We start from the raw sequence: 24,232 nt of genomic DNA, 5'->3' as shown, positions 1-24,232 counted from the left end.
TACAATGCGCTTTCTATTGACAAGCTCCCCAATAGGTGGTCTGAACCTCATGGGCAACACCCGATTCGTTGCCGCCGGCACCTTCTCCGGTGCCGCCCTGGTGGCCCTCACGATCCCCGGTTCGACCGCGTTCGCCGCCCCGATCGACAAGCCGCAGGCCACGTACAGCCCCAAGCGTTTCGCCCCGGGAGACAACCTCTGGGTGCGCATCACCGGCTGTGCCAGTGAGCCTCGCCTGTCGGGCCCGAACGAGGCCTTCGCTGAAGGCGAGCCAGGCTCGTTCGAAAGGTCGGGCGGCGACACCTGGACCGGCATCGGCGGCACCTTGCGCAGCCTCAAGTCCGGCAACTCCTACCTGACGCGTTTCGGGTGCTTGACCGGCGGGGGGTTCCAGACGTTCCCGCTGTGGGTCACGCCACCGGACAAGATCCCGCCGGCACCACCGAGCCCTCCGGGCAAGCCACGCCCGGAGCCGCCCCCGGGTGAGGGCTTCAGGTTCGGCTACGGCGACGTCGAGCTGTCCACTCGCACGGTCACGCCGGGCGGCAGGCTGGGCATCCGCGTCACCTGCCCCAGCTCGGTGCGCGCGACGTCCGCCTCCTTCGTGTCCGAGCCGCGCTTCTCCCGGATAGGCAAGGACGAGCACAAGGCCACCGCGCGCTTCGAGTCGAGCCTGCCCTCGATCGTCAAGGTGCGGGTCGAGTGCCGCGGATACGGCTCCGTCACGTTCAGCACCAGGCCCGGGCAGAAGGACGTCGATCCCGGTGACCAGGGCATTCCCCAGGGCTCGCCCAACACCGGTGACGGCTCTCTGGCGAACACCCAGGACGGCCCGGACTACACGCTGGCCGCCGCCGGTGCGCTCGCCCTCGCCTACGTGCTGCACCGCCGGAGGAGAGCATCTGAACGTGCGTAAGGCACCGCTACTGGCCCTCGCCTTCAGCCTCACCGCCTGCGGCGGGGACAACTACAGCGGCGGCCCCATCGACCCCGGTTCCGGCGAGCGCTCGGCCGTGAGCTTCGCCAAGCCGCTCGCCCGCTCGCTGCCCGCCACGATCAAGATTCCCAAGCTCGGCGTCACCGCGCCGGTCTCCGAGCTCGGCCTCCAGGCGAACGGACGCATCGAAGAGCCGCCGCTCACGCAGCCCAATCTGGCGGGCTGGTGGAAGAACGGGCCGACGCCCGGCGAGGGCGGCCCCTCGGTGATCCTCGGCCATGTGGACGCCCGCGGGAAGCGCGCGGTGTTCCACCGGCTCAGGGACCTGCGCTCCGGCGACCGTGTCCAGGTCACCCGCCGCGACGGCACGACCGCGACGTTCGCCGTGCAGAAGGTCGAGAACGTGTCCAAAAACACCTTTCCCGGTGAGAAGATCTACGCCGAGGACCTCGACTACGCGGCGCTGCGGCTGGTCACGTGCGGTGGCACATTCGACACCAAGAGGGGTCATTATTCGGACAACGTCATCGCCTACACACGCCTCGTGCGCGGCTGAGACGGCGCGCCGATTTGCTTCCAGTCCCGTCTTATGAGAAATCACTCTTTGAACCTTTTGCCCATCCGTTCCGTGTGCATATCGTTGACCTTTCATCTTGCTGAACGGTTACGGCTCTCTGGCGTTCCAGCAGGGATCGCTCCGGCGGTAAACGGGCAGCAGGCTCCGACAGGTCCGCCAAGATGGAGAACGGGAGGTGACCGCGTGCAGGCGATCAGCGTTCAGCAGCCATGGGCGTTCGGTATCGCGAGAGGCGTCAAGGCCGTCTCCAACCAGAGCCTGCCCACCGCCTACCGTGGGCCACTCCTGATCCACGCCTCCATGCGCGTCGACCTCAAGGCCTGCGACAGCCCCCACATCCAGGCCGCCGGCTGGGACCCCCGCGACCCCCTCGCCACGATCGGCGCCGTCATCGCCATCGCCGAGCTCACCGACGTCTGCTCCGCCGCCACCCGCGACGAGCCGTGCGACTGCGGCCCCTGGGCCGACCCGGGCGCCTACCACTGGCGCCTGACCTCCGTCCGGGCCCTCCCCCGCCCCATCGTGGCCCTGGGCCGCCCCGACATCTGGGAGCCCAAGCCCACCCTCGTCATCGGGGTCCAAGCCATGCTCGAAGCCCAAGCCGCCCGCCTAGTCCAACAAGACTGACCAAACCCACACCGACGGGCAAGGCGACGACTACGGTCGGTGTCGATGGGACCAAACACCGACTTCGGCCCGTACACGGTCGAGGACCTTCACGCCCGCGAGGACGACGGCAAGGGCCTGGAACTAGAGGACGGATGGCTGGTCGAGCTGTCCCCAAGCGCGCCGCACAACTGGGCCTCCGGCAAGCTTCGGGACATCCTCGAAGCAGCCGCCGCCGCTGCTGACGCGTCCGTCTTCATCGCCGGTGGTGAGTGGGAGATCAGCACCCCGGCGGGCATCCGGAAGCCGGATGTCTTCATGGTGCCAACGGAGGTTGCGCGCGCGTCCATCGTGGATTGCAGCCCGATCACCATCCCGGGGCGCGAGGTGCTGCTGGCGGTAGAGGTCATCTCGCCGGGCAGCGGGAGTGAACGCCGCGATCGGGTGCGCAAGCTCAAGGAGTACGCCGCGCTCGGCATCCCGCAGTACTGGCTCGTCGAATACGCGCCCCAGCCGAGGGTGGAGGTCATGACACTGGGCGACGGCGTCGACACCTACCGGGCAGGGCCCGTGGTGGCCGCGGGGGCGATGTTCACGGCCGAGGTCTTGGCGGACAAGGCGATCTCGGTGAGGTTTGATCCGGGGACGCTTACGGAGTTCTGAGCTCGGCGGTGGTGCGGAGGCGGGCGAACTCGGCGGCCAGTTTGTCGAGGGTCCAGCTGGCGTTGAGGCCGCTCGGGTTGGGGAGCACCCGGAGGTTGGACGGACCGATCTTTTCGGGTTGAGGGCCTATCTGGGTGCGGGGTTTGCCGAAGGCTGTGCGGTAGGCGGTCACGCCTGCGACGGCCAGGTAGGTGGGTTGGTAGCGCTCGACCAGCTTGAGGAGGCGTTCGCCGCCCTCGCGGAGTTCCTCGTCGGTGAGCTCGTCGGCACGGGCGGTGGTGCGGGGGGCCAAGTTGGTGATGCCGAGGCCGAAGGCGGGGAGGAGATCCTGCTCGTCCGGGCTCAGCAGGCGGTCTGTGAAGCCTGATTTATGGAGCGCGGGCCAGAAGCGGTTGCCCGGGCGGGCGAAGTGGTGGCCGGTCGCGCCCGAGTAGAGGCCCGGGTTGATCCCGCAGAAGAGGACGCGCAGCGGCTCGTTGTGGGCCGGGAGGACGTCAGGGATCACGCGGTCGCGGGCGGCCTCCAGATCGGCCTTCGTGGGACGCATCAGATCAGGCTCATCGTTTTTCATAGGGATCTCAAGTGATCCTTTCTCGCGGGTGGTTGTGACTCTTGGTGAAGTCGCCCACCGCGTGGTGACTTAGCGCGCATATGCCGTCGCAGGTTGCTATGTTCATGGTGTGAAGATCCCGCTCGCCAAGGGCCAGGCTGCCCGGACCGGGTCCGCTCAGGTGCTGCTGCGCGGCGCGGTGGATGAGAAGACCGGCGAGGCTGTTTCTTCGCGTGTGCTGGCCGTACGGGTCGGCTGGTGTGCCGGCCTGGTGGCAGGCATGACCGCCGGTCTGCTGGCCGAGCGCTGGAACCAGGCGGATGTGGCCGTGCTGGGCGCCGGGATCGACGCCCAGGGCCGCACGCTGCCGTCGAATGCGTGGATGGCGCTGCGTCGTCTGGGCTGGCCCACAAGCCCGCCGGAGGGCCTTCGGGTCAACGACCGGATCGTGCGGATGGCCCAGGAACAGGCCGGGCGGACCCTGCGGTCGGCGGTGCACCGCGCCGGGCTGGTGGAGGGGGTCCTCAAAACCTGGCCCACCAACCCCGGCAAACGCACCCCCGCCGAGTGGGACGCCGTGCGCGCAGCCGTCCCCGACGGCAAGAACCTGCCCGCCAACGTCATCGGGGGCCGGACCCGGCAGATCGCCCGGTTCGCCCGCAAGCATGGCCGGCTCCCCGCCGATGCGTTCGAGCTGGAGGGCCTGCCCCACACGCCGCGGATGCTGATCCTGGCCGCGTGCGACCGGCAGCAGGCCACCCTGCAGCGGTGCGAGAACGACCCGGCCCGGGCGCTGCTGCGGGTGCTGCTGCCGGTCCGGCCCGACCCCCGCTCGTATGCCGATTGGCACTGGGTGGCCTGCCCTTTGGTGCTGCCGCCGATCGTGCCCGCCGGTGCGGTGCTGCACCTGCCGACCCTGCGCCCGGTCAGCGCCCCGAACACCGCGCCGAACACCGGGACGGTGCGCACCGATCTGGCGTTCACCCATGCCGTCCCGGCCGCATCCCGCACCGGGCACACCGTAGCGATAGGCGTGGACTGGGGCGTGAACACCCTCCTCAGCGCGGGAGCGGTGCACCGCCACCAAGACGGGCGGATCACCACACTGGGGGCGGGGGCACAGTTCCGCGCGGCGGGGGTGGCGGCCAAGCTGCACCGGCTGCGCCGCCAGGGCGAACACCTGCACGCCAAAACCGACCACCACCAACTCCTCATCGACGGCGCCCAGCACACCGGCCAGCACGACGACGCCGAGCATCCCCTCACCGCCAGGCACGCCCTGCTGACCGCCGAGGCCCGGCACGTGGCCGACCGGCGCACCAACCTCAACGACGCGCTGGCCCGCCAGGCCGCCAGGTGGGCCGTCGACCAGGCCATCGCGGCGGGCGCGACCGTGATCTACCTCGAGGATCTGCGGTCGATGGAAGGCCGCAACGCCGACCGGCGGCGGCGTACCCGGCTGTCGCAGCAGGTGCGGGGGCAGATCGTGGCGTGGATGCGGCACCTGGCCGCCGAGGCCGGCATCGCGGTGGTGACGGTCCCGGCCCGGGACACCTCCAAGCGGTGCCCGCACTGCCTGGTACCCCTGCGGCACCGGGCAGCGCCCGACCGGCCCACGGTACCGGGGTGGAAGTGGGCGATCTGCCCCAACCCAGCCTGCCGCTGGCAGGGCGACCGCGACTGCGGGGCCTGGCGGCGCATCGCCGCCCGCGGCCTGACCCACCAGGACAAGACCACCACCCTCGACCGCACCACCGGCGAACTGGCCATCCGCGCCGTGGTCGACAAGCTCGAAGCCCAGGCGGTCATCGCACCGGCCACCACCCAGACCTTCCCCGGGCACCGGGACCGGTCCAAGACCGGACCCACCCGGCGCCGCAAGACTCCACGCTCCGTGCCCAGGCGACGCGGAGCACCCTCCACCCCCCAGTCCATCGCTCAGCGCACCGGGTCGGCGGGTCAGCGTCCGGAGGGACACGCACCAACGGGCCAACGGCCGCACACACCGCAGCACGCACACCGTGCACTGCCGCGCGCGGCCCGCCGGAACCAGGGCGTGAACACGATCGGCAAGCAACCCACCACCAACCGACGGCACCGGCCGCGCGGGGCGGCACTGGGCGCGGGCTTCCACCTGCACGCCCACGCCACCCCACCATGGTGGGAAAACATCCACTCGGAAACCCCACTCCGACTACGGATCGCTTAGCCAATCAGAGACGCTACGCACGATCAGGGTTGCTGCGGATGTGCCTACGACGATGAGGATTGCGGCGCGCATGCGGCCCTCGTCCAGGTAGCGGCGTATTGGGCCAGCCAGGAGGAAGCCCACTAGGACGAACGGGGTCAGGGCTAGGCCGGCTGTTACTTGGCGGACGGGGAGTTGGTCTACGGCCGCCAAGGTGAGGAGGGACATGAGGGCGCCGATCGTGAAGAAGACGGCGAGGGTGGCGCGGACCCTGGGGCCGCTCTCCTTCTGGTAGAGCAGCGCGAGGGGCGGGCCGCCGATCGAGGACGCGGTGCCGGTCGTGCCCGCGATCAGTCCTGCGGTGGCCAGGGTGCCGGGGTTGCGCGGCACGTTCGCCGACCACGCGCTCGCGCCGAGGGCGGCCAGCACCACCGTGCCGACCAGGACGCCCAGGGCACGCGTGGGAACGGCCGCGACCACCCAGACGCCGACCGGTGTGCCGACCACGCGGCCACTGAAGGCCCAGCCGAGGCCTCGCAGGTCCGCGTGCTTCACCTCCTGGGCCAGCGTCGCCAGGGGCAGCACGGTGGCCGCCACCAGGATCGAGCCGGGCATCAGGGACGGGAAGAGCATGGTGACGACCGGCGCGGCCACCAGGCCGACGCCGAGGCCGACGCTGCTCTGCACGATCGCGCCGAGCAGGGCGGCCAGGCCACCGAGGACGAGGAACTCAAGGTCCGGCATAACGCTGTGGAACGTTACATCTCCCTATTTCCGGTGGGACTTCCCGCGTTCATAGGATGAGCGCCATGCTCACTGCCTGCCTCGCGTTCGCCGCCGTCGCCCTCCTGGTCACGATCACGCCGGGACTGGACACGATGCTGGTGTTGAGGACCACGCTGACCAGCGGTCGCCGGGTCGGTTATCTGGCCGCGACCGGTATCGCCGGGGGCTGCTTTGTCTGGGCCATCGCGGGTGCGCTCGGCCTTACCGCGTTGCTGGCGGCATCTGAGCTGGCCTTCAACGCCGTACGCATTGGGGGCGCGTGCTATCTGTTCTGGCTGGGCGCCCAGGCCCTGTGGCAGACACGCCGCCGTACGGTCGAGGAGGAGCTTCCCTTGGTCTCCGGGAGAGGTGCCCTCCGCACGGGTTTCGTGACGAACCTGCTCAACCCGAAGATCGGTGTCTTCTACATGAGCCTGCTGCCGCAGTTCGTCCCGGACGGCGCCTCGATGTTGTGGACGAGCCTGCTCTTCGCGCTGATCCACGTGGCGGAGGGCCTCGTGTGGTGCGCACTGCTCGTCTTCGCAGCGGCCGCCGCGCGGCGTACGCTGGCCCGGCCGTCGGTCAAGCGCCGCTTCCAGCAGATCACCGGCCTGGCCTTCATCGGCTTCGGCGTCCGGTTGGCCACCGACCACTGATCTAGTGACACCGACCACTGATCCGGTGAAAAGGGCCGCCTCCCCGTCTGACGGGGAGGCGGCCCTTTCTCAGGTTCTGCTTACTTGCGGAGGAGGTTGCGGAGCACGTACTGCATGATGCCGCCGTTGCGGTAGTAGTCGGCCTCGCCCGGGGTGTCGATGCGGACGACGGCTTGGAACTCCTTGCCATCAGCCTTGACGGTCACCTCGGAGGGGACGCCGCCCTCGTTGAGCGCCTCGACACCGGTGATGTCGAAGGTCTCGGTGCCGGTGAGGCCCAGGGACTCGGTGCTCTCCCCGTCCTTGAACTGCAGCGGCAGGACGCCCATGCCGATGAGGTTCGAGCGGTGGATGCGCTCGTACGACTCGGCGATGACGGCGCGGACGCCGAGGAGGGCGGTGCCCTTGGCGGCCCAGTCACGGGACGAGCCGGAGCCGTACTCCTTGCCCGCGATGACCACGAGCGGGGTGCCCTGGGCGGCGTAGTTCTGCGCGGCGTCGTAGATGAACGACTGCGGCGCGTCCTCCTGGGTGAAGTCGCGGGTGTAGCCGCCCTCGACGTTGTCCAGGAGCTGGTTGCGCAGCCGGATGTTGGCGAACGTGCCGCGGATCATGATCTCGTGGTTCCCCCGGCGGGAGCCGTAGGAGTTGAAGTCCTTGACCGCGACGCCGTGCTCCTCGAGGTACTGCGCGGCGGGCGTGCCGACCTTGATGGAGCCGGCCGGGGAGATGTGGTCGGTCGTGACCGAGTCGCCCAGCTTGGCCAGCACCCGGGCGCCGTGGATGTCGGTGACCGGGGCGGGCTCCATCTCCATGCCGTCGAAGTACGGGGCCTTGCGCACGTACGTGGAGGACGGGTCCCACTCGAAGGTGTTGCCGGTGGGGATGTCGAGTCCGCGCCAGCGCTCGTCGCCCTTGAAGACGTCGGCGTAGTTCTTGGTGAACATCTCCTGGCCGATCGACGACTCGACGATCGCGGCGACGTCCTCGGGGTTGGGCCAGATGTCCTTGAGGTAGACCGGGCCGTCGGTCCCCTCGGCGATCGGTTCGTTGAGGATGTCGATGTCCATCGTGCCCGCGAGCGCGTAGGCGATGACCAGCGGCGGCGAGGCCAGGTAGTTCATCTTCACGTCGGGGCTGATGCGGCCCTCGAAGTTGCGGTTGCCCGACAGGACCGCGGTGACGGCCAGGTCGTTGTCGTTGACCGCCTGGGAGATCTCGGGCTGGAGCGGTCCGGTGTTGCCGATGCAGGTGGTGCAGCCGTAGCCGACCAGGTTGTAGCCGATCTTGTCGAGATACGGGGTGAGGCCCGCGCGCTCAAGGTAGTCGGTGACGGCCTGGGAGCCGGGAGCGAGGGACGTCTTCACCCAAGGCTTGCGGGTGAGGCCCTTCTCGACGGCGTTCTTGGCCAGCAGGCCCGCACCGACCATGACGTACGGGTTGGAGGTGTTGGTGCAGGACGTGATGGCGGCGACGGCGACGTGGCCGTGGTCGATCTCGAAGCTGCTGCCGTCCGACATGGTCACGGTGACCGGGTTGTACGAGCGGTCGCCGTTGCCGGTGAGGGTCTCGCGCGGCTTGTCGCCGTTGGCGTCGTGGCTGATGGCCGGGGAGTCCGAGGCGGGGAACGACTCGTCGGACGCCTCGTCGGCGGGGCCCAGAATGCTGGGGGCGTAGTTCCTGACGTCGCGGCGCCAGGTCTCCTTGGCGACCGACAGCGAGATGCGGTCCTGCGGGCGCTTGGGGCCGGCCAGCGACGGGACGACCGTCGCCAGGTCGAGCTCCAGGTACTCGGAGAACTCCGGCTCGACCGACGGGTCGAGCCACATGCCCTGCTCCTTGGCGTACGCCTCGACCAGCGCGACCTGCTCCTCGCTGCGGCCGGTGAGGCGCAGGTAGGTCAGCGTCTCCCCGTCGATCGGGAAGATGGCGCAGGTGGAGCCGAACTCGGGGCTCATGTTGCCGATGGTGGCGCGGTTGGCCAGCGGCAGCACCGACACCCCCTCGCCGTAGAACTCGACGAACTTGCCGACGACGCCGTGCTTGCGCAGCATCTCGGTGATGGTGAGCACCAGGTCGGTGGCGGTGGTGCCGGGGTGGAGTTCACCGGTCAGCTTGAAGCCGACGACCCTCGGGATCAGCATCGAGATCGGCTGGCCGAGCATGGCCGCCTCGGCCTCGATGCCGCCGACGCCCCAGCCGAGGACGCCGATGCCGTTCTCCATGGTGGTGTGGGAGTCGGTGCCGACGCAGGAGTCGGGGTAGGCGACGCCGTCGCGGTCGAAGACGACGCGCGCCAGGTGCTCGATGTTGACCTGGTGCACGATGCCGGTGCCGGGCGGGACGACCTTGAACTGGTCGAACGCGGTCTGGCCCCAGCGCAGGAACTGGTAGCGCTCCTTGTTGCGCTCGTACTCGACCTGGACGTTGCGCTCGAACGCGTCCGGCGAGCCGAAGTAGTCGACGATGACGGAGTGGTCGATGACCATCTCGGCCGGGGCGAGCGGGTTGATCCTCGCCGGGTCGCCGCCGAGGTCGCGCACCGCCTCGCGCATGGTCGCCAGGTCCACCACGCACGGCACGCCGGTGAAGTCCTGCATGATCACGCGGGCCGGGGTGAACTGGATCTCGTGGCTCGGCTGGGCGTTCGCATCCCAGCCGGCGAGCGTGCGGATGTGGTCGGCGGTGACGTTGGCGCCGTCCTCGGTGCGCAGAAGGTTCTCCAGGAGAACCTTGAGGCTGTACGGGAGGCGGGCCGAGCCCTCGACTGCGTCCAGCCGGTAGATCTCGTACGACTTGTCGCCCACCTGCAGCGTGTTACGGCTGCTGAAGCTGTTCGCGGACACGGACTCCTCCTCCGTCAACGCCGCACGTCCGGTCCGAGACGTGAGCGCACGGCGTCTTCACTGGCTTGTCGATCCTGCTCCCGGCTCCGCCGGCGCGGGGTGAATCACGCCGCAAAGGCCCAGGGCGGGGATTTATCCCCACTGAATCCTGCCCTAGTCCAGACCCTCCTCAGGACTCAGGTTCGCCTAACTTCGCCAGGATTTCTCTCGACGTCAAGCTATCGCCGATTTATCTCGACATCAAGTTACCCGCGCGTAGCTCGATCTTCACTTCGCGAACCGGGAACCATCTAGCGTCTTCCGCCGTTTCCGATATATCGTTGTCGTATCGCGAGAGATCAAAGAACGATCTCGGAAGGCTGTGAAGAACATGAGCGCGACGCACCACGGCCCCGACCTCCGATGGGCCTTCGCAGCGGCCGCCCTGGGCGCCAAGGCCGCGGCCCACGCGAGCCGCCACCAGCAGCACGGTTGCGGTCCCCGGTCAAGGCACGGCATGCCCGACTTCGGTTTCCTCTTCGGCGGCGGCCCGGGCCCGTGGGGACCGCCCGGAGGCGGCGGCCCCTGGGGACGCGGTCCGTGGGGACGCGGCGGCCCGCCCTGGGCCAAGGGCCAGAAAGCACGCAAGGGGAACGTGCGCGCGGCGATCCTGGCGCTGCTCGCCGAGGAGCCGCGGAACGGCTACCAGATCATCCAGGAGATCAACACACGCAGCCAGGGCGCCTGGAAGCCGAGCCCCGGCGCGGTCTACCCGGCGCTCCAGCAACTGGCCGACGAGGGGCTCATCGTCGGCGAGGAGGGCGAGGGCCGCAAGACCTTCCGCCTCACCGACGAGGGCCAGGCCTACGTCGAGGAGCACGCCGACGAGTTGTACGAGCCGTGGGAAGAAATGACGCCCGACTTCGGCGAAGGTGTGCCCGACCTCTTCAAGCAGGCAGCGCAGACAGGGGCCGCGGTCATGCAGATCGTGCACTCCGGCTCGCCCGAGCAGGTCGCCCAAGCCAAGACCGTGCTCTCCGACACCCGCCGCAGGCTCTACCGCATCCTCGCCGAGGACGACCTCGGCGACACACCTGACGCATCCGAGGAGTAGCGGTGACACGTCCCGACGAGATCCGTATCGGCGACGCCGAACGGGACGCGGTGACCTCCGCCCTGCACGACCACTTCGCGGCGGGGCGGCTGGACCAGGCCGAGCTCGGCGAACGCCTGGACGCCGCCCTCGCCGCCAAGACCGGGGGCGATCTGCGCACCATCGTGCACGACCTGCCCGGCCAGAACGGTCTCCCCGAGGCCGTGAACCCCTACCGCGGCGGCCGAGGCGGCCATCCGTACGCCCACTGGCATCCCGCCTTGCAGCACGGCCCGCCGGCCTGGGGCGGGCACCACCCGGCTTGGGCGGGCCGCCGCCGGTCTGGTTTCCCGGCGTTCCCGATCCTGCTCGGCGTGTTCCTGATCATCACGTTCACCGCCGGGCCGGCCGCCGCGTTCTTCGCGGTGTTCCAGCTCGCCCTGCTGGTCTGGATCGTCCGGGCGATCATGCTGGCCGCGGCCTATCGCCGCGCCCAGCGCAGATGACGGCGCGTCCAGCGCAGATGACGGCCCGGAATCACTGATCCCCGCCGCGGGTCCGCTGACCCGGCCGCGGGACCGCAGCCCCCGAACGCGGTCCCGCGGTCGCCACGCAGCGCTCATGGACCTTGACACGAGGGTCGTGAAACCGTCGGAGTATGCCCTCGGAGCGTTTCCTCCACCCGGTCTCGCCGGTGGCCCGGCCGGCCGAGGAGACCCTGCGCGCCACGATCGAGCGGCTCGCCGCGATCGAACGGCCGCCCTGCTCGCCGGGCGAACGCGAGGCGGCGCACCTCATCGCCGACCGTCTCAACGCGCTCGGCCACTCAGCCCAGGTCCAGCAGGTCCCCGCGTACGGCTCGTACGCCTGGCCCGTCGGTGCTCTCGCCGCGCTGTCGACACTCGCGGGCCTGGCCGGCAGGCGCCTCCGCTGGGGCGGCACGCTCGGGGGGATGATCCTCACCGCCGCCCTGGCCGACGAGATCACCTACGGCCGCCAGCTCGCCCGCGTCGTGCTGAGCCCCCGCCGTACCGCCTGCAACGTCGTCGCCGACCTGACCCCGCCGCGAGCCCAGCGCCAGGCGCCGCACCGGACGCTCGTCATCATGGCGCACCACGACGCCGCGCCCTCGGGCACCGTCTTCGACCAGAGCCTGTCCCGCTGGTACGCGAGACGTTTCCCTCGCGCGGTCGAGCGGATGGCCGAGAATCCCCCCATCTGGTGGCCCGTGGTCGCCGGGCCCGCGCTCGTCGCGTTCGGCAGCGCCACCCGTTCCCACGCCCTCCGCCGTACCGGCACCGTGCTCAGCGCCCTCACCGTCGCCGCGATGGCCGACATCGGCTCGCGCAAGGCGGTGCCCGGCGCCAACGACAACCTGAGCGGTGTCGCCGCACTGATCGCGCTGGCCGAGTCGCTGGCGCGCCGCCCGATCCCCGGCCTGCGGGTGATCCTCTTGTCGGCGGGCGCCGAGGAGGCGCTCCAGGAGGGGGTACGGGGATTCGCCCACCACTACTTCCCGGATCTCCCCCGCGAGAGCACCTGGTTCCTCAACCTCGACACCGTGGGCTCCGGCAACCTGGTCCTCCTCGACGGCGAGGGCCCGCTGCGCATCGAGCCGTACGACGCCGCCTTCGGCGACCTGATCGCCCGCTGTGCCCTCGAACAGCACATCGAGGTCCGGCGCGGCGTCCGGTCACGCGGGAGCAGCGACGCCGTGGTCCCGCACCGTCACGGCTACCCCACCGCCTGCCTCGTCTCCGTCGACGACCAGAAGCTCGTCCCGAACTACCACTTGCCCACTGACCTCCCCGAACACGTCGACTACCGCTGCGTCGCCGACGCCGCCCAGCTGGCCGAGACCGTGGCCCGCGCCCTCGCCACGCACTGAGTGCGGAACGATCAGCAGGTCGATCAGAGCCCGGCCTCGTGGGCGAGGAGACCGGCCTGGGTGCGGTTGGCGCAGTCCAGCTTGTCGAGCAGTCGGGAGACGTAGCCCTTGACGGTCGCTTCGCTGAGATGGAGACGCCGCGCGATCTGGGCGTTGGACAGGCCCTCCCCGAGACACGCCAGCACCTCGGTCTCGCGTTCGGTGAGGTCCCCAATCCGGGCGCGGTGCCGGTCACGTTCGAGAGAACGGGCGGCGGCGGAGGCGACGAGCCGGCGGGTGGCGGCGGCCGACATGACCGTGTGCCCGTCGGCGGCGACGCGGACGAGCTCAAGCAGATCTTCGGGCGGCGTGGACTTCAGCAGGAAACCGGCGGCGCCGGCGCGCAGCGCGCGGAGCACGTAGTGGTCGGCGTCGAACGTCGTGAGGGCGACGACGGCGGGTGGGGATCGCAGGGCGGCGATGCGGCCGATCGCGGTCAGGCCGTCCACGCCGGGCATGCGGAGGTCCATGAGCACGACGTCCGGGCTGTGCCGGAGAACGGACTCGACCGCGGCGGCGCCGTCGTAGGCCTCGTCCACGACCTCGATGTCGTCCGCCGCGCTGAGGATGGTCCGCAGGTGCGCGCAGACCATGCGTTCGTCGTCGACCAGCAGGACCCTGATGCTCACGTGACGGCCTCTGGCGCGGGTGTCGGGACGAAGGCAGGGAGGGAGGCGTCCACCCGGAAGCCGCCGTCGGGGGTGGGGTCGGCGGTGAACGTGCCGCCGATCAGATCCACGCGCTGGCCCAGGCCGGTCAGACCGGTACCGGAGCCGCTGGCGGCGAGGTCGCCGTCGGCGGGCCGGGACGGCGCCGAGTTGAGCACGGTGAGGCGCACGCCGTCGGCGCGGTAACGGATCTTCACGCGGACACGGGCGCCGGGGGCGTGCTTGCGGACGTTGGTGAGGGCCTCCTGCACGATGCGGTACGCGGTGCGCCCGACGACCGGGGAGGCCAGGGGCGGATCGCCCTGCTCGTCCAGGTCCACCGGCACGCCGACCGAGCCCGACTCCGCGATCAGCGTGGACAGATCCGGCAGGGGTCCGTGCGCCCCGGCCTCGTCGTCCGGGCCCTCGTCCGTACGGCGAAGGAGGCCGATCACGTCGCGCAACTCCTCCAGGGCCTTGGCGCCGGTGCTGCGGATCTCCTCGGCGGCCTCGCGTGTCTCATCGTCGCGGGTGCGGACGCGCAGGGCGCCCGCCTGCAGGACCATCAGCGTCACACGATGGGCCACGACATCGTGCATCTCGGCGGCGAGCCGGGTCCGTTCCTCCGCCCGGGCCTGCTCGGCCGCCCGCTCGGCGCGTTCCCGCAGCCCGTCGAGCACCCGGCGGCGGGCGGACACGTACATGCCGAGCAGCGCGCCGCCGATGACGAGGATGGTGCTGCGGAAGACCATCGCGCTGTCGGTGTCGGTGCTCTGGCCGGCGATCGGATGGATGGCCGCGTCGGGGATGATCTCCGGGGTGAACGCGAGGACGAGCATCAGGGCCGCGATCGGCAGTGCCCGCAGCCAGGACGGCTGGTGCGCCTTGGGGAACGCCGTGACGGCGTACGCGGCGAAGATCGCGGCTGGCGGCCACAGCGAGATCGACTCCACATCGATGTCGCCCTGGGTGTACAGCAGCGTCCCAGGGGCCAGAGACTCGACGACCAGCACCACGGCCGGGATCGCGGTGGTGATCCAGATGACCGTGAGCGGCGCCCGGCGGCGGAAGACCAGGGACAGCCCGGCCAGCAGGAGGACCAGCCCGGTCACGCCGTGAAAAGGCCGCAGGATCGTCTTGTCGTCGAGCGCCGTCAGCAAGCTGCCCGCCACGGCGGCGGCGACCACCAGGGTGTCGGACACCACGGCACGGACCGGCCGGGCCGGGAGGCTTGGTTGCACAACCAACACCGTACGCATCGGGACAGCGGCTGCCACCCTACGAAAGTCGCTACCGCAAGCGACGACCGTCGGTGCGAGTCCATCCGTTGCCCGCTGCCGGGCCGTGCGTGGCCTGGGCTCGAATCAACGCATGATGATAAAGCTCGCTCTCCGAAGCTTGATCGCGCACAAGGCACGGCTGGCGCTGACAGCGATCGCGGTGGTGGCCGGGGTCGCATTCGTCGCGGGCACGCTGATCTTCGCGGCCACGCTCGACCGCTCGTTCGACCGCGCCTTCGACAACCTCGGCCGGGGCACGGACACGGTCGTGCGGGCGAAGAAGGCGTTCGGCGACGAGCTGGGCGAGCGGGACCGGGAACGCCCACTGGACGCCTCGGTCCTGACGGCGGTGCGGAAGGCGGACGGCGTCGCGAAGGCCCGGGGAGAGGTCAGCGGGTTCGCCGCCGTCGTCGACCGCACCGGCAAGATCGTCGGGCCGGAGCCGCAGGTCGGCATGGACTGGAACGCCGATCCCGATCTCTCGCTCCTGCGCCTGCGATCCGGCACGGCGCCCCGGCGGCCCGACGAGATCGTGATCGATGCCGCCACCGCCCGCGCGGCCCGCTACAAGGTCGGCGACCGGGTGCCGGTGGCGCTCGCGTCCGGCAGCAGGACGTTCACTGTGACCGGCATCGTCCAGTACGGCGACAGCGAGATCTCCAACGCGCTGACGGCCACGGCGTTCGAGCCGAAGACGGCGCAGCGGCTGCTCATGGAGCGGCCCGGCTATACGCGGATCACCGTGCACGCCGCCGACGGCGTCTCCCAGGAACGGCTGCGCGACGCGGTCGCCAGGACGCTGCCGGACGAGCTGGAGGCCGTCACCGGGCAGCAGACCATCGACGAGCTGGCCGAGCCGCTCCGGGAGATCCTCACGATGTTGCGGACGCTGCTCCTGGTCTTCGCCGGGATCGCGGTGTTCGTCGGCTCGTTCATCATCTTCAACACGTTCTCGATGCTGGTGGCGCAGCGCACCCGCGAGATGGCGCTGCTGCGCGCGGTCGGCGCGGGCCGTTCCCAGGTCACCCGCGCGGTGCTCGGTGAGGCCGCCGGGGTCGGCCTGATCGGCGCGACGCTGGGGCTCGTCGCAGGCGGCGGGCTGGCGCTCGGGCTGGCCGAGCTGATGTCGCTCGTCGCGGGCGAGGCGCTGCCGTTCGGCGCCCCGGTCGTGCCCGCCTCGGCCGTCATCGCCGCCTACTCGGTCGGGCTCCTCGTCACACTGGTCGCCGCGTACGTCCCGGCGCGGCGCGCAGCGAAGATCCCGCCCGTGGCCGCCCTCCGTGAGGAGATCGGGACGCCCGCACGCTCCCTGCGCCTCCGCACGCTCACAGGGGGCGCCGCGATCGCGGTGGGCACGGCCGGGATGGCCGCCGGACTGATCGCCGGGAACGGCAAGACCGCGCTCTATCTCGCGGGCGGTGGCGCCATGGCGTTCTTCGTGGGGGTCACGACGCTGAGCCCGATCATCAGCCGCCCGCTGGCCTGGGTCGTCGGCTGGCCGGTGGCGCGCTTCGGCGGCGCGGTCGGCAGGATGTCCCGGCAGAACGCGCTGCGCAACCCCCGGCAGACCGCCGCGACCGCCTCCGCCCTCATGATCGGCCTGGCCCTGATCGGCACGGTCTCGGTCATCACCCAGTCGATGTCCACGACCGTGGACAAACAGCTGGAGGCGGGCCTGACCGCCGACTACCGCGTCGTCGGGCGCAGCCAGGTCACCCCCGTCGGGCCCGCGGCGCTCACTGCCGTGGCCAAGGCACGGGGCGTAAGGACCGCGGTCGCGATCCGGTCGGCGCGGATCAAGCTGGACGGGAAGGTGCAGACCGCGACCGCCGGCCGCCCACAGGAGCTGACCGGCCATTTCCGGCTCGCGGTGAACGAGGGGACAGCGGCGGTCAAGGGCACCGACCTCCTCGTCAGCCGGACGGCGGCGGACGCCCGGCAGTGGAAGGTCGGCACCACGGTGCCCGGCGAGTTCCAGGACGGGGCGAAGGCCACGTTCCGTATCGCGGGTGTCTACGCCGACCAGAAGGCGATCTCCCACCCCGCCCCGGAAATGATCATCGACGACGCCGCGTACCGGCCGCACGCCCCCGACGCGACGATCGACCGGATCGATCTCACCCTCGCCCCCGGCGCGGACGCCGCCGCGACCCGGCGCGGGCTCGAAGCGGCCCTCGCGCCATGGCCCAACCTCGAGGTCAAGGACCGGGAGACGATCAAGGCGGACGCGGCGGGGGACATCGAGCTCTTCCTCCAGCTGATCCTGGCGCTCCTGGTGTTGTCGGTGGTCATCGCCGCCCTCGGCATCGTCAACACGCTCGCGTTGTCGGTCGTCGAGCGGACCCGCGAGATCGGCCTGCTCCGCGCGGTCGGGCTGCAGCGGCGGCAGCTGCGCCGGATGATCCGGTACGAGGCGGTCATCATCTCGATCTTCGGCGCGTTGCTCGGCCTGGCCATCGGGGTCGTCTTCGGCGTCACCGTCCAGAACGCCATGGCCGAGGACGGGGTGACCGAGCTCGCCGTACCCGTCGGGCAGCTCCTGCTTTACGTCCCTGTGGCGGCCGTCATCGGGGTGCTCGCCGCCGTCTGGCCCGCCCGCCGGGCCGCCCGTCTCAACGTCCTCGACGCCATCAAGACGTCGTGACCAGCTCGCCGTCGCGGGCCACCACCCGGCCGCCCTTCAGCACCAGGTCGCGGACCGGGCGCGTGACGACGGCCGCCGCCGGCGTCTCGGCCCGCACCACGACGAGGTCGGCCGGGGCGCCGGGGACGATCCCGTAGGCGTCCAGGCCGAGCAGCCGGGCGCCGCCGTGCGTGGCTGCCTCAAGCGCCAGTTCGATGTCGTCGTCGCGCCGGAACGTGTTGCGGTAGGCCAGATGCATCGCCCGTTCCAGCATGTCGCCGCTGCCGAACGGGCCCCACAGGTCACGGATGCCGTCGTGGCCGCACGCGACGTTCGCCCCGGCGGCGCGCAGCTTCTTGACCGGTGGCACGGGGAAGTCGTAGACGGCCCCGGTCACCAGCGAGACGCCCGCCGCAGCGAGCCGTTCGATCAGCCGTTCGCGCGGCGCGGCGTCGATCTGCGGCAGGGCGTAGCCGTGGCTGATCGCGACCCGGCCGCCCAGCCCGGCCGCCTCGGTGCGCTCGATGATCAGCTCGAATTCGAACGCGCCGAGCGTGCCGCCGTCGTGCAGATGGATGTCGATTCCCGCGCCGTACCGTTCGGCCAGCCCGAAGATCAGGTCGAGCTGGCCGACGGGATCGCGGTCGAACCCCGCAGGATCGATGCCGCCGATCGTCTCGACCCCGCCTTTGAGCGCCTCTTCCAGCAGCTCGGCGGTGCCGGGGTTGATGAGCACGCCATGTTGGGGGAACGCGACCTGCTCGACGGTGACGCGCCCGTCCAGCCGTGCCACCGCGGCCCGCACCGCCTCGACGCCCCGGAGCCCGACCTCGGGATCGACGTCGGTGTGGGAACGCACGTACGAGGTGCCCGCGGCGACCATCTGTTCCAGCAACGCGGTGATGCGGTCGACGTCCGGGATGCCGAGCTCGCCGCGCCTGTTCCGGTCGTTGGCGATGCGTTCGGCCAGCGGCTCACCCGCCGAGTGCGGCACCCACGGGCCGCCGTAGAGCGTCTTGTCGAGATGGCAGTGCGCCTCGACCAGCCCCGGCAGGACGAGCCGTCCCGCGACGTCGATGACCGCCGCGTCCGGGGAGTCGTCCGTTCCTGCCCCGACCGCGGCGATGACGCCGTCCCGGATCAGGATGTCCGCGCTCTCCACGTCCAGTCCCGGATGCCAGACCAGGCCACCGCACAGCAACGTCTCGCCCATGCGTCCCACCTCCGGCCCCCACTATCGGGCACAGGTGGATCATCAGTCGAGAACAAGTTCGTAGTGCAGCGTCTTGTAGCGCTTCAGCTTGTGCAGGACCGGCACGGCGATCCCCTGCTGGATCGGGTGCTTACGGGCGAGCAGGCGCCTGACGGGCTTGGCCTCGGCGTCACTGAGCAGCCGCACGTGGCCCTTCACCGCGTCGCTGGTGGTCTTTCCCAGGTACTTGCTGTGGGCAACTTCGACGTTGGGGTTGTTGCGCAGGCGCTTGGCCTTCCAAGCCTTGTCGTACGTACGGAAATATGCCCGGCCGTCCTTCACGACGACCTTGGACCTGCGGCCGGTCTACCACCGCCTCGAGGAACGCATCCGCGCCCACCTCATCTTGTGTTGGCTGGCACTGCTGCTGGTCCGGATCGCCGAGACCAGCACCGGGCAGACCTGGCAGACCCTGCGCCGCGAGCTGAACCGGCTGCACGCCATCACCTTCGCCAGCCACGTCGGCACCTTCCGTCAGCGCACCGAGCCGACCAAGCCCCAGACCGGCATCTACGCCCAGCTCGGCCTCACCCTGCCCAAGAAGATCATCGATGATCACCCCCACAACCCGCTGACCAGGCGCAACCCAGCCGCCTAGTAGCACACGCGCTCCGCGCGTGTGCTCACGTTTCCCCAGGTCACACCAGGAATCCGTGTACTAGCCGATCACCTTAACTGCGGAACGCGGGGTGAGGAACGACCGCTCCCTCGAACTCTCCGACCAACTGGAACGCGACATCAAGGAGCAAGGAGCTCGCCAAGATCTTCGTCAATATGCGCGAGCTGGAGTTCACGCACATCGTCGGCCCCAACGACCGGGACCTGCCCGACTGCACCATGCTCGTCGACGACATGGCAGCCGTCCTCCACCAGCTGACCGACCACCTGATGGCCCATCCTCCCGGCGACGTACACCCTGCCGCTCTTGCGGCCAACGACTTCCCGCCGCTCGAGTCCGTCCAATCACCGACTTCGAACGTCACCGCTGAAGGCGCACCCCCCCGATTACACAAGACCGCGACTCGACGGAATCCACCCACCAGGACCCTGACCAGGGATGCAACTCCACTGGCCGGACGGCCAGGCGATGCGCGCCGTCCAGTCAGTGGTCTGGCCGATCCTCCGGCCAGAGGCAGCACGGCCAGCGCGGGCGGCGGCCAGGATCATCTCTTCGACCACTCAGCGTGTCCGACTCGCAGTACAGTCCGCCAGGCTGCCGGATCTATCGATATGACTCAACGCTATGCCTGCACCCTACGACCACCTATCGCCACCTGCGCGGACCGCTGGCCCCGACTTTGGAACGGCCGTCGGCAAGGATCATGTCGGTCACGAGTACGGCATCATTCGTTGCCACTTTGGGCCCACGTCAGATGACCAAACCTCTTCCCCTATGAGGCCAGTCAACCCCGCCACCTCAATTCGCTTCATAAAGGAATCAGTGACATATATCTTCTTTCCTATATACAATTGAGGGAGCTTGAATATCTCCACCCCTTCAAGTCTTTCCTTAACAAATACGTGTTTACTTATATGCATATACCTGCCGCTCGGAAAAGTTTCCCCAGAAGACTTCTCCATATTCAATGCATCGACCACTCTCGTGACATTGTAGAGGTATATCTCCGACCCTTCAGTCAGGAGAGGAAGTAGTTCGCCATTCCCCTGCAGGCTCATTTCCAAGGCCTCAACTGCCCGAGCGCCCACCATCACATTTGAGGCGAAGAGAGGAAAGTCGCCTTTGGGCTTCTCTCTCTCCTCTTCATCCCACCAGACCTGAAAAGGCTGCCATGAATCAGCCATTAGACTGGTATCGAAAGTCTGGTTGACCAGATACTGAACAGAGTCCTCGCTACATTGGAGACATCGGTAAGTCTCGAGGTCGTGCTGAAGTAGATATATGCGCAAGCTGCACCTCTTCCTGGTTACCGCATCAACGATTCGTTAAAGAGGTCCTGACTGATACGCCTAGGCCGCGATCGTCTCGTTCACCTTCTCGACAAGGCCAGATGCGCTCCCGGCGCGCCGGGCCGCCAACCGCGCCCGCGCCTGTCAGCCCGCTTGAGCTTGGCCTTTGGGCGCCGGCCCGCCGGACAGATCGACACGAGGACATTGTCCTCGAGTTCCGGTGTTGCGCTAGATCAACCGCTCCAGCCGAACCATCCACTCACGCAGCTCGGCGCTGGCCTCCAACTCGGTCTCCCACCGCCGCAGCCTGCTCCATCAACAGCTCGGCCTGTGCCGTCAGCCGGGCGATCTCCGCATCCTTGCACGCACTATCGGCCGCCAGCCCCGTACCAGGACGATTAGCTCCTCCAGGGCGGACGCACAAGATCACATTACGACCCACAACAGATGATCCAAACGACGATCGTCACCCCGTCCGACCGTTCGTTGCACTCCGCGTTCAGGCTGGATGCTTACGACGGCGGCTCGACAGCGGATACCTCACCACGATCGGCAGTCAGACAGCCAAGACTAAATCGGACAAGAGTCAGCCACGTGGCCAGTTACACCCAAGGATCTATCGTCGACATAAGCACAGGAACAACCGCTATTCATCCAGCGCAGACTGCCGCCGCGACCCAGCCCTTTGGGCCATCCATTTGAGTCACCCTTTTCGCAGCACGACTGGGATCAGACTCGACTGAAATATCATGCTCTCGGTCGACCGGATCACGAACCTCGACCTCGTAGCCACCCTCTGAACGTCGGGCAATAGGGCTTCGTCGTTTGCGGGACTTCTTTCTTGTGGACCGTCCCGCCGGCTGCCGGCCGAGCACGAGGACCACCTCCGCTTCACCACCCACGCACGGGTCCGGTTCGACAACAATCCAGCCGAGCGTGAGATACCGATGATCAAGATCCGAGATCTCCGGTAGTAACGGGTTCCGGCAGCGACAGCCACAGCGCTTGGCCGCCTTCAACACCACCACCGGAGCCCTCACCGCCTGGGCACCGCAAGCCAGCCGCGAAGTCAAAACCCTCATCGTGTCCCCCGACGGCAGCCAGGTCATCATCGGCGGCAACTTCGACACCATCAACGGCAACCCCCCACACGGCCTTGGCGCCGTCTACGCCGACACCGGCGCTAGCGCCCCCTGGGAAACCGGCCTGGACTACCGCGACGCCACCCACTACTCCTGGGCCACCGACATGGATAAAGACACCGACACCATCTACGTCAGCGCCGCCGGAACCGGCACCTTCGACGGCCGCCTCGCCGTCGACCCCAACGGCGGCACGCTGCGCTGGATCGACAACTGCCTGGGCGGCAGCGAAGCCGTCTCCCTCCTAGACGGCGTCCTGTACAGCGGCTCACACGCCCACGACTGCAGCAGCCAACCCGACGGCTTCCCCGACATCAAACCCAACTACCAGCGGCTGCTGGCCGAACCCGCCAAACCCACCGGCGACACACCACCCATCCTGCACTGGTTCCCCATCACCAACAGCGGCCCCACCGCACCCAACAACCAAGGCCCCCGCGCCATGCACAACGACGGCAAACACCTATGGGTCGGCGGCGACTTCACCCAGGTCAACCGTCAACCCCAGCAAAGCCTCACCCGCTTCGCCACCATGACCGCCGGCCAGGACACCAACCCACCCGAAGGCCCCGAGGTCCCTCAGGTCACCAAACCCGACGGCACCACCAGCACTCTACGGATCGGCTGGACTCAGACTTACGACCGCGACAACAAAACCCTCAAATACGAAGTCGTCCGCGACGACAGCACTGTCATCCACACCGTCGAATCGGCATCCAAATTCTGGGCTCTCAAACCCATGACTTTCACCGACACCAGACTAACCCCTGGCAGCACCCACACCTACACCATTCGCGCCACCGACCCATTCGGAAATGTAACCAGCCGTAAAAGCGCGCCCAGACAAGTCAGCTAGGCCTGAGCAGCAGACCGCCTCCTAAAAGGCTCCCTTCCAGCCACACAAAACAGCTTCACTACCCTGCTGACAGGGCTTTCGTCCAACCCAAGGCGGTTTGGACACGGGCCTTCCTCCGAATCCCACAGGCGTTCTAGCCGACAGCAAAGCCAATAGTGCGCCCACTACGAACCCACGTCATTACCTGGGGTCATGGCGGACGGCGACCGTGATCGCGACGAGCTGATCAGCTGGCAGACCGACCGCGTTGTCTCGTCGCTGACGACGGGTGAGCGACAGGGCTAGGTCGGCGGGAACTTTCCCTCGGCCTCAATTGAGAAAGCAGCCTCCACAATGACCGTGAAACTCACTCGGACTGTGAAAACCACTCGGCGGTGGCAACGCAGACGCGCCCTCCTCGGGCTTGGCGTTGCCGCCCTCACCATTCAGGCGTTCACGCCTCCGTCCACCGCAGCCGACACCAAGCCCTCGCCCGGCGAACCGCTGACCATCACCGCCGACGACCTGCCGACCTGGCAGACCGACGGGGTCGTGTGGTCTATCACCACCGTCGGTGATGTGGTGTATGTAGGCGGGAACTTCGACTTCATCCGTCCGCCCGGCACCAATCCAGGTGATCCGCAGCAACTGGCCCGCAAGAACCTGGCCGCGTTCAACGCGGCCACCGGCGAACCCCTGCCCTGGAATCCCACCGTTGACGGCACCCCGTTCACCGATCCCAACCCACAGAATGAATGCGACGACCTGGGCAACAACCAGTGGAATTGCGATGCGGTCTGGGAGGTGAAGGCCTCCCCCGATGGCAGCCGCCTGTACGTCGGCGGCGACTTCAGCCACATCAACGGGCAACGCCGAGCCAAGATCGCCGCCTTCGACCTGCCCAGCGGGACCCTTAACACGTTCAAGCGAGAGATCAACAGCCGGGTCAAAGCGCTCACCGTCACCGACACCACCGTGTACGCCGGCGGCTTCTTCACCGCGGTCGACGGCACCCCGCGGCAGCGGCTTGCCGCCTTCACCACCAGCGACGGTGCCCTGGCAGCCTGGGCGCCCACCGCCGACCGCGGCGTGCACGCCCTGATCACCTCACCCGACCACAGCCGCATCGTCATCGGCGGCAACTTCAACCGGATCAATGACACCCCGCCACACGGCCTCGGCGCCGTCTACGCCGACACCGGCCACAGCGCCCCATGGGAAACCGGGGTCGAATACTACGACGACGTCCGGCGCTCCTGGGTCACCGACCTGGTCAAAGACGGCGACACCATTTACGCCAGCGCCAACGGCGAAGGCACCTTCGACGGACGCCTCGCTCTCAACCCCGATGACGGCACCATGCGCTGGATCGACAACTGCCTGGGCGCCACCCAAGCCATCACCCTCATGCGGTCATTATCGGAAAGCTATTGCATATTCCGGTCGAGGTCTATGCCAGGCCAAGGACTTGGCTGCTCCAGCCGACGGATTGAAGGGACTTCCAACGCGGCTTGCCTCCAGAACGGGCGAGATCAATCCCTTCCTGAAAGGCTCGCTCCGCGAATTCGCCGAACGAACGGAATCGCAGAGCCAACTGCCGGGCGACATCAGCGTGTCCTGCACTTACTGCGTACTCCATCAGGTCGGCGGCGGAACTACGAAGCAAGGCGTCAGGTGCAGTATCAGCAAGGAGCACTGGCGATACCGTGAGCTCAAACCATGGCAACACGAAATCTTCGATAACTTCGAGGATCTCGG

General features: G+C 68.7%; 22 protein-coding genes. 13 read left to right on the top strand and 9 right to left on the bottom strand.

Features of this window, described 5'->3' with window-relative positions:
• Positions 1-49 precede the first annotated feature (49 nt).
• The 4 genes from ACH34W_RS00710 to ACH34W_RS00695 all read left to right on the top strand — a co-directional run bounded on the left by ACH34W_RS00710 (position 50) and on the right by ACH34W_RS00695 (position 2,783).
• A complete protein-coding gene (locus ACH34W_RS00710; RefSeq protein ID WP_395958661.1) occupies positions 50-916 on the top strand; it encodes a hypothetical protein in 867 nt (288 codons plus the stop codon).
• A complete protein-coding gene (locus ACH34W_RS00705) occupies positions 909-1,493 on the top strand; it encodes a class F sortase (RefSeq protein ID WP_395958660.1) in 585 nt (194 codons plus the stop codon). Before ACH34W_RS00710 ends, ACH34W_RS00705 begins: the two co-directional genes overlap by 8 nt.
• A 204-nt stretch (positions 1,494-1,697) precedes the next feature.
• Positions 1,698-2,141 carry a hypothetical protein gene (locus tag ACH34W_RS00700; protein ID WP_395958659.1) on the top strand — a complete coding sequence of 148 codons (444 nt, stop codon included), beginning with the start codon at positions 1,698-1,700 and terminating at the stop codon, positions 2,139-2,141.
• Between the two features lie 45 nt (positions 2,142-2,186).
• Positions 2,187-2,783 (top strand): Uma2 family endonuclease, encoded by a 597-nt coding sequence (locus ACH34W_RS00695; protein WP_395958658.1) that lies wholly within the window; start codon positions 2,187-2,189, stop codon positions 2,781-2,783.
• Here the strand turns inward: ACH34W_RS00695 and mug are convergent.
• The gene (gene mug / locus ACH34W_RS00690; RefSeq protein ID WP_395958657.1) at positions 2,770-3,330 is read right to left on the bottom strand and encodes a G/U mismatch-specific DNA glycosylase; all 561 of its coding nucleotides are present in this window, start codon (positions 3,328-3,330) and stop codon (positions 2,770-2,772) included. The genes ACH34W_RS00695 and mug overlap by 14 nt on opposite strands.
• Before the next feature lie 133 nt (positions 3,331-3,463).
• Here mug and ACH34W_RS00685 point away from each other — a divergent pair, with 133 nt between their 5' ends.
• Positions 3,464-5,542: a zinc ribbon domain-containing protein gene (locus ACH34W_RS00685; RefSeq protein ID WP_395958656.1), complete on the top strand. Its 2,079-nt coding sequence runs from the start codon at positions 3,464-3,466 to the stop codon at positions 5,540-5,542.
• Here the strand turns inward: ACH34W_RS00685 and ACH34W_RS00680 are convergent.
• Complete coding sequence (locus tag ACH34W_RS00680; protein ID WP_395958655.1) at positions 5,528-6,265, bottom strand: sulfite exporter TauE/SafE family protein; 738 nt, start codon at positions 6,263-6,265, stop codon at positions 5,528-5,530. The two genes, ACH34W_RS00685 and ACH34W_RS00680, sit on opposite strands and share 15 nt — an antisense overlap.
• A 65-nt stretch (positions 6,266-6,330) precedes the next feature.
• Between ACH34W_RS00680 and ACH34W_RS00675 the strand changes: the two genes are divergently transcribed.
• The gene (locus ACH34W_RS00675; RefSeq protein WP_395958654.1) at positions 6,331-6,942 is read left to right on the top strand and encodes a LysE family translocator; all 612 of its coding nucleotides are present in this window, start codon (positions 6,331-6,333) and stop codon (positions 6,940-6,942) included.
• Between the two features lie 80 nt (positions 6,943-7,022).
• Here the strand turns inward: ACH34W_RS00675 and ACH34W_RS00670 are convergent, their stop codons facing one another.
• The gene (locus tag ACH34W_RS00670; RefSeq protein ID WP_395958653.1) at positions 7,023-9,788 is read right to left on the bottom strand and encodes an aconitate hydratase; all 2,766 of its coding nucleotides are present in this window, start codon (positions 9,786-9,788) and stop codon (positions 7,023-7,025) included.
• A 370-nt stretch (positions 9,789-10,158) separates the two neighbouring features.
• Here ACH34W_RS00670 and ACH34W_RS00665 point away from each other — a divergent pair, with 370 nt between their 5' ends.
• The 3 genes from ACH34W_RS00665 to ACH34W_RS00655 all read left to right on the top strand — a co-directional run bounded on the left by ACH34W_RS00665 (position 10,159) and on the right by ACH34W_RS00655 (position 12,748).
• Positions 10,159-10,881, top strand: a complete 723-nt coding sequence (locus ACH34W_RS00665; RefSeq protein WP_395958652.1) for a PadR family transcriptional regulator — start codon at positions 10,159-10,161, stop codon at positions 10,879-10,881.
• A gap of 2 nt (positions 10,882-10,883) precedes the next feature.
• Positions 10,884-11,366, top strand: coding sequence for a DUF1707 domain-containing protein (locus tag ACH34W_RS00660; protein ID WP_395958651.1), 483 nt, complete (start codon positions 10,884-10,886; stop codon positions 11,364-11,366).
• Between the two features lie 152 nt (positions 11,367-11,518).
• Positions 11,519-12,748 (top strand): M28 family metallopeptidase, encoded by a 1,230-nt coding sequence (locus ACH34W_RS00655; RefSeq protein WP_395958650.1) that lies wholly within the window; start codon positions 11,519-11,521, stop codon positions 12,746-12,748.
• 23 nt (positions 12,749-12,771) lie between these two features.
• Here the strand turns inward: ACH34W_RS00655 and ACH34W_RS00650 are convergent, their stop codons facing one another.
• Together ACH34W_RS00650 and ACH34W_RS00645 are read right to left on the bottom strand one after the other, a co-directional pair.
• Positions 12,772-13,416 carry a response regulator gene (locus ACH34W_RS00650; protein WP_395958649.1) on the bottom strand — a complete coding sequence of 215 codons (645 nt, stop codon included), beginning with the start codon at positions 13,414-13,416 and terminating at the stop codon, positions 12,772-12,774.
• Positions 13,413-14,675 carry a sensor histidine kinase gene (locus ACH34W_RS00645; protein ID WP_395958648.1) on the bottom strand — a complete coding sequence of 421 codons (1,263 nt, stop codon included), beginning with the start codon at positions 14,673-14,675 and terminating at the stop codon, positions 13,413-13,415. Before ACH34W_RS00645 ends, ACH34W_RS00650 begins: the two co-directional genes overlap by 4 nt.
• 130 nt (positions 14,676-14,805) lie before the next feature.
• On the opposite strand from ACH34W_RS00645, the gene ACH34W_RS00640 reads away from it, so the two are divergent.
• Complete coding sequence (locus ACH34W_RS00640; RefSeq protein WP_395958647.1) at positions 14,806-17,358, top strand: ABC transporter permease; 2,553 nt, start codon at positions 14,806-14,808, stop codon at positions 17,356-17,358.
• Here the strand turns inward: ACH34W_RS00640 and ACH34W_RS00635 are convergent.
• Complete coding sequence (locus tag ACH34W_RS00635; protein ID WP_395958646.1) at positions 17,345-18,550, bottom strand: amidohydrolase family protein; 1,206 nt, start codon at positions 18,548-18,550, stop codon at positions 17,345-17,347. The genes ACH34W_RS00640 and ACH34W_RS00635 overlap by 14 nt on opposite strands.
• Positions 18,551-18,592: 42 nt before the next feature.
• Positions 18,593-18,871, bottom strand: coding sequence for a hypothetical protein (locus ACH34W_RS00630; RefSeq protein WP_395958645.1), 279 nt, complete (start codon positions 18,869-18,871; stop codon positions 18,593-18,595).
• 7 nt (positions 18,872-18,878) lie between these two features.
• On the opposite strand from ACH34W_RS00630, the gene ACH34W_RS00625 reads away from it, so the two are divergent.
• Positions 18,879-19,187: a hypothetical protein gene (locus tag ACH34W_RS00625; RefSeq protein ID WP_395958644.1), complete on the top strand. Its 309-nt coding sequence runs from the start codon at positions 18,879-18,881 to the stop codon at positions 19,185-19,187.
• Positions 19,188-19,327: 140 nt separating this feature from the next.
• Here the strand turns inward: ACH34W_RS00625 and ACH34W_RS00620 are convergent, their stop codons facing one another.
• Positions 19,328-19,552: a hypothetical protein gene (locus ACH34W_RS00620; protein ID WP_395958643.1), complete on the bottom strand. Its 225-nt coding sequence runs from the start codon at positions 19,550-19,552 to the stop codon at positions 19,328-19,330.
• A gap of 366 nt (positions 19,553-19,918) precedes the next feature.
• Positions 19,919-20,392 (bottom strand): imm11 family protein, encoded by a 474-nt coding sequence (locus ACH34W_RS00615; RefSeq protein WP_395958642.1) that lies wholly within the window; start codon positions 20,390-20,392, stop codon positions 19,919-19,921.
• A 1,110-nt stretch (positions 20,393-21,502) separates the two neighbouring features.
• On the opposite strand from ACH34W_RS00615, the gene ACH34W_RS00610 reads away from it, so the two are divergent.
• Positions 21,503-22,495 (top strand): hypothetical protein, encoded by a 993-nt coding sequence (locus ACH34W_RS00610; RefSeq protein WP_395958641.1) that lies wholly within the window; start codon positions 21,503-21,505, stop codon positions 22,493-22,495.
• Between the two features lie 333 nt (positions 22,496-22,828).
• Positions 22,829-24,184, top strand: coding sequence for a hypothetical protein (locus tag ACH34W_RS00605; protein ID WP_395958640.1), 1,356 nt, complete (start codon positions 22,829-22,831; stop codon positions 24,182-24,184).
• Positions 24,185-24,232 lie beyond the last annotated feature (48 nt).

Origin of the sequence: Actinomadura sp. 6N118, from assembly GCF_044326415.1 — a bacterium.
Classification (GTDB): domain Bacteria; phylum Actinomycetota; class Actinomycetes; order Streptosporangiales; family Streptosporangiaceae; genus Spirillospora.
Note: the sequence above shows the minus strand (reverse complement) of the source record. Positions and strands in the feature narration are given on the sequence as shown.

What these genes read in the sequence shown, in the direction of transcription:
- ACH34W_RS00655 (WP_395958650.1), top strand. Translation starts at nt 11,519, where the DNA reads ATGCCCTCGGAGCGTTTCCTCCACCCGGTCTCGCCGGTGGCCCGGCCG.
- ACH34W_RS00640 (WP_395958647.1), top strand. Translation starts at nt 14,806, where the DNA reads ATGATGATAAAGCTCGCTCTCCGAAGCTTGATCGCGCACAAGGCACGG.
- ACH34W_RS00665 (WP_395958652.1), top strand. Translation starts at nt 10,159, where the DNA reads ATGAGCGCGACGCACCACGGCCCCGACCTCCGATGGGCCTTCGCAGCG.
- ACH34W_RS00695 (WP_395958658.1), top strand. Translation starts at nt 2,187, where the DNA reads ATGGGACCAAACACCGACTTCGGCCCGTACACGGTCGAGGACCTTCAC.
- ACH34W_RS00635 (WP_395958646.1), bottom strand. Translation starts at nt 18,550, where the DNA reads ATGGGCGAGACGTTGCTGTGCGGTGGCCTGGTCTGGCATCCGGGACTG.
- mug (WP_395958657.1), bottom strand. Translation starts at nt 3,330, where the DNA reads ATGCGTCCCACGAAGGCCGATCTGGAGGCCGCCCGCGACCGCGTGATC.
- ACH34W_RS00675 (WP_395958654.1), top strand. Translation starts at nt 6,331, where the DNA reads ATGCTCACTGCCTGCCTCGCGTTCGCCGCCGTCGCCCTCCTGGTCACG.
- ACH34W_RS00710 (WP_395958661.1), top strand. Translation starts at nt 50, where the DNA reads ATGGGCAACACCCGATTCGTTGCCGCCGGCACCTTCTCCGGTGCCGCC.
- ACH34W_RS00615 (WP_395958642.1), bottom strand. Translation starts at nt 20,392, where the DNA reads ATGGCTGATTCATGGCAGCCTTTTCAGGTCTGGTGGGATGAAGAGGAG.
- ACH34W_RS00605 (WP_395958640.1), top strand. Translation starts at nt 22,829, where the DNA reads ATGACCGTGAAACTCACTCGGACTGTGAAAACCACTCGGCGGTGGCAA.
- ACH34W_RS00680 (WP_395958655.1), bottom strand. Translation starts at nt 6,265, where the DNA reads ATGCCGGACCTTGAGTTCCTCGTCCTCGGTGGCCTGGCCGCCCTGCTC.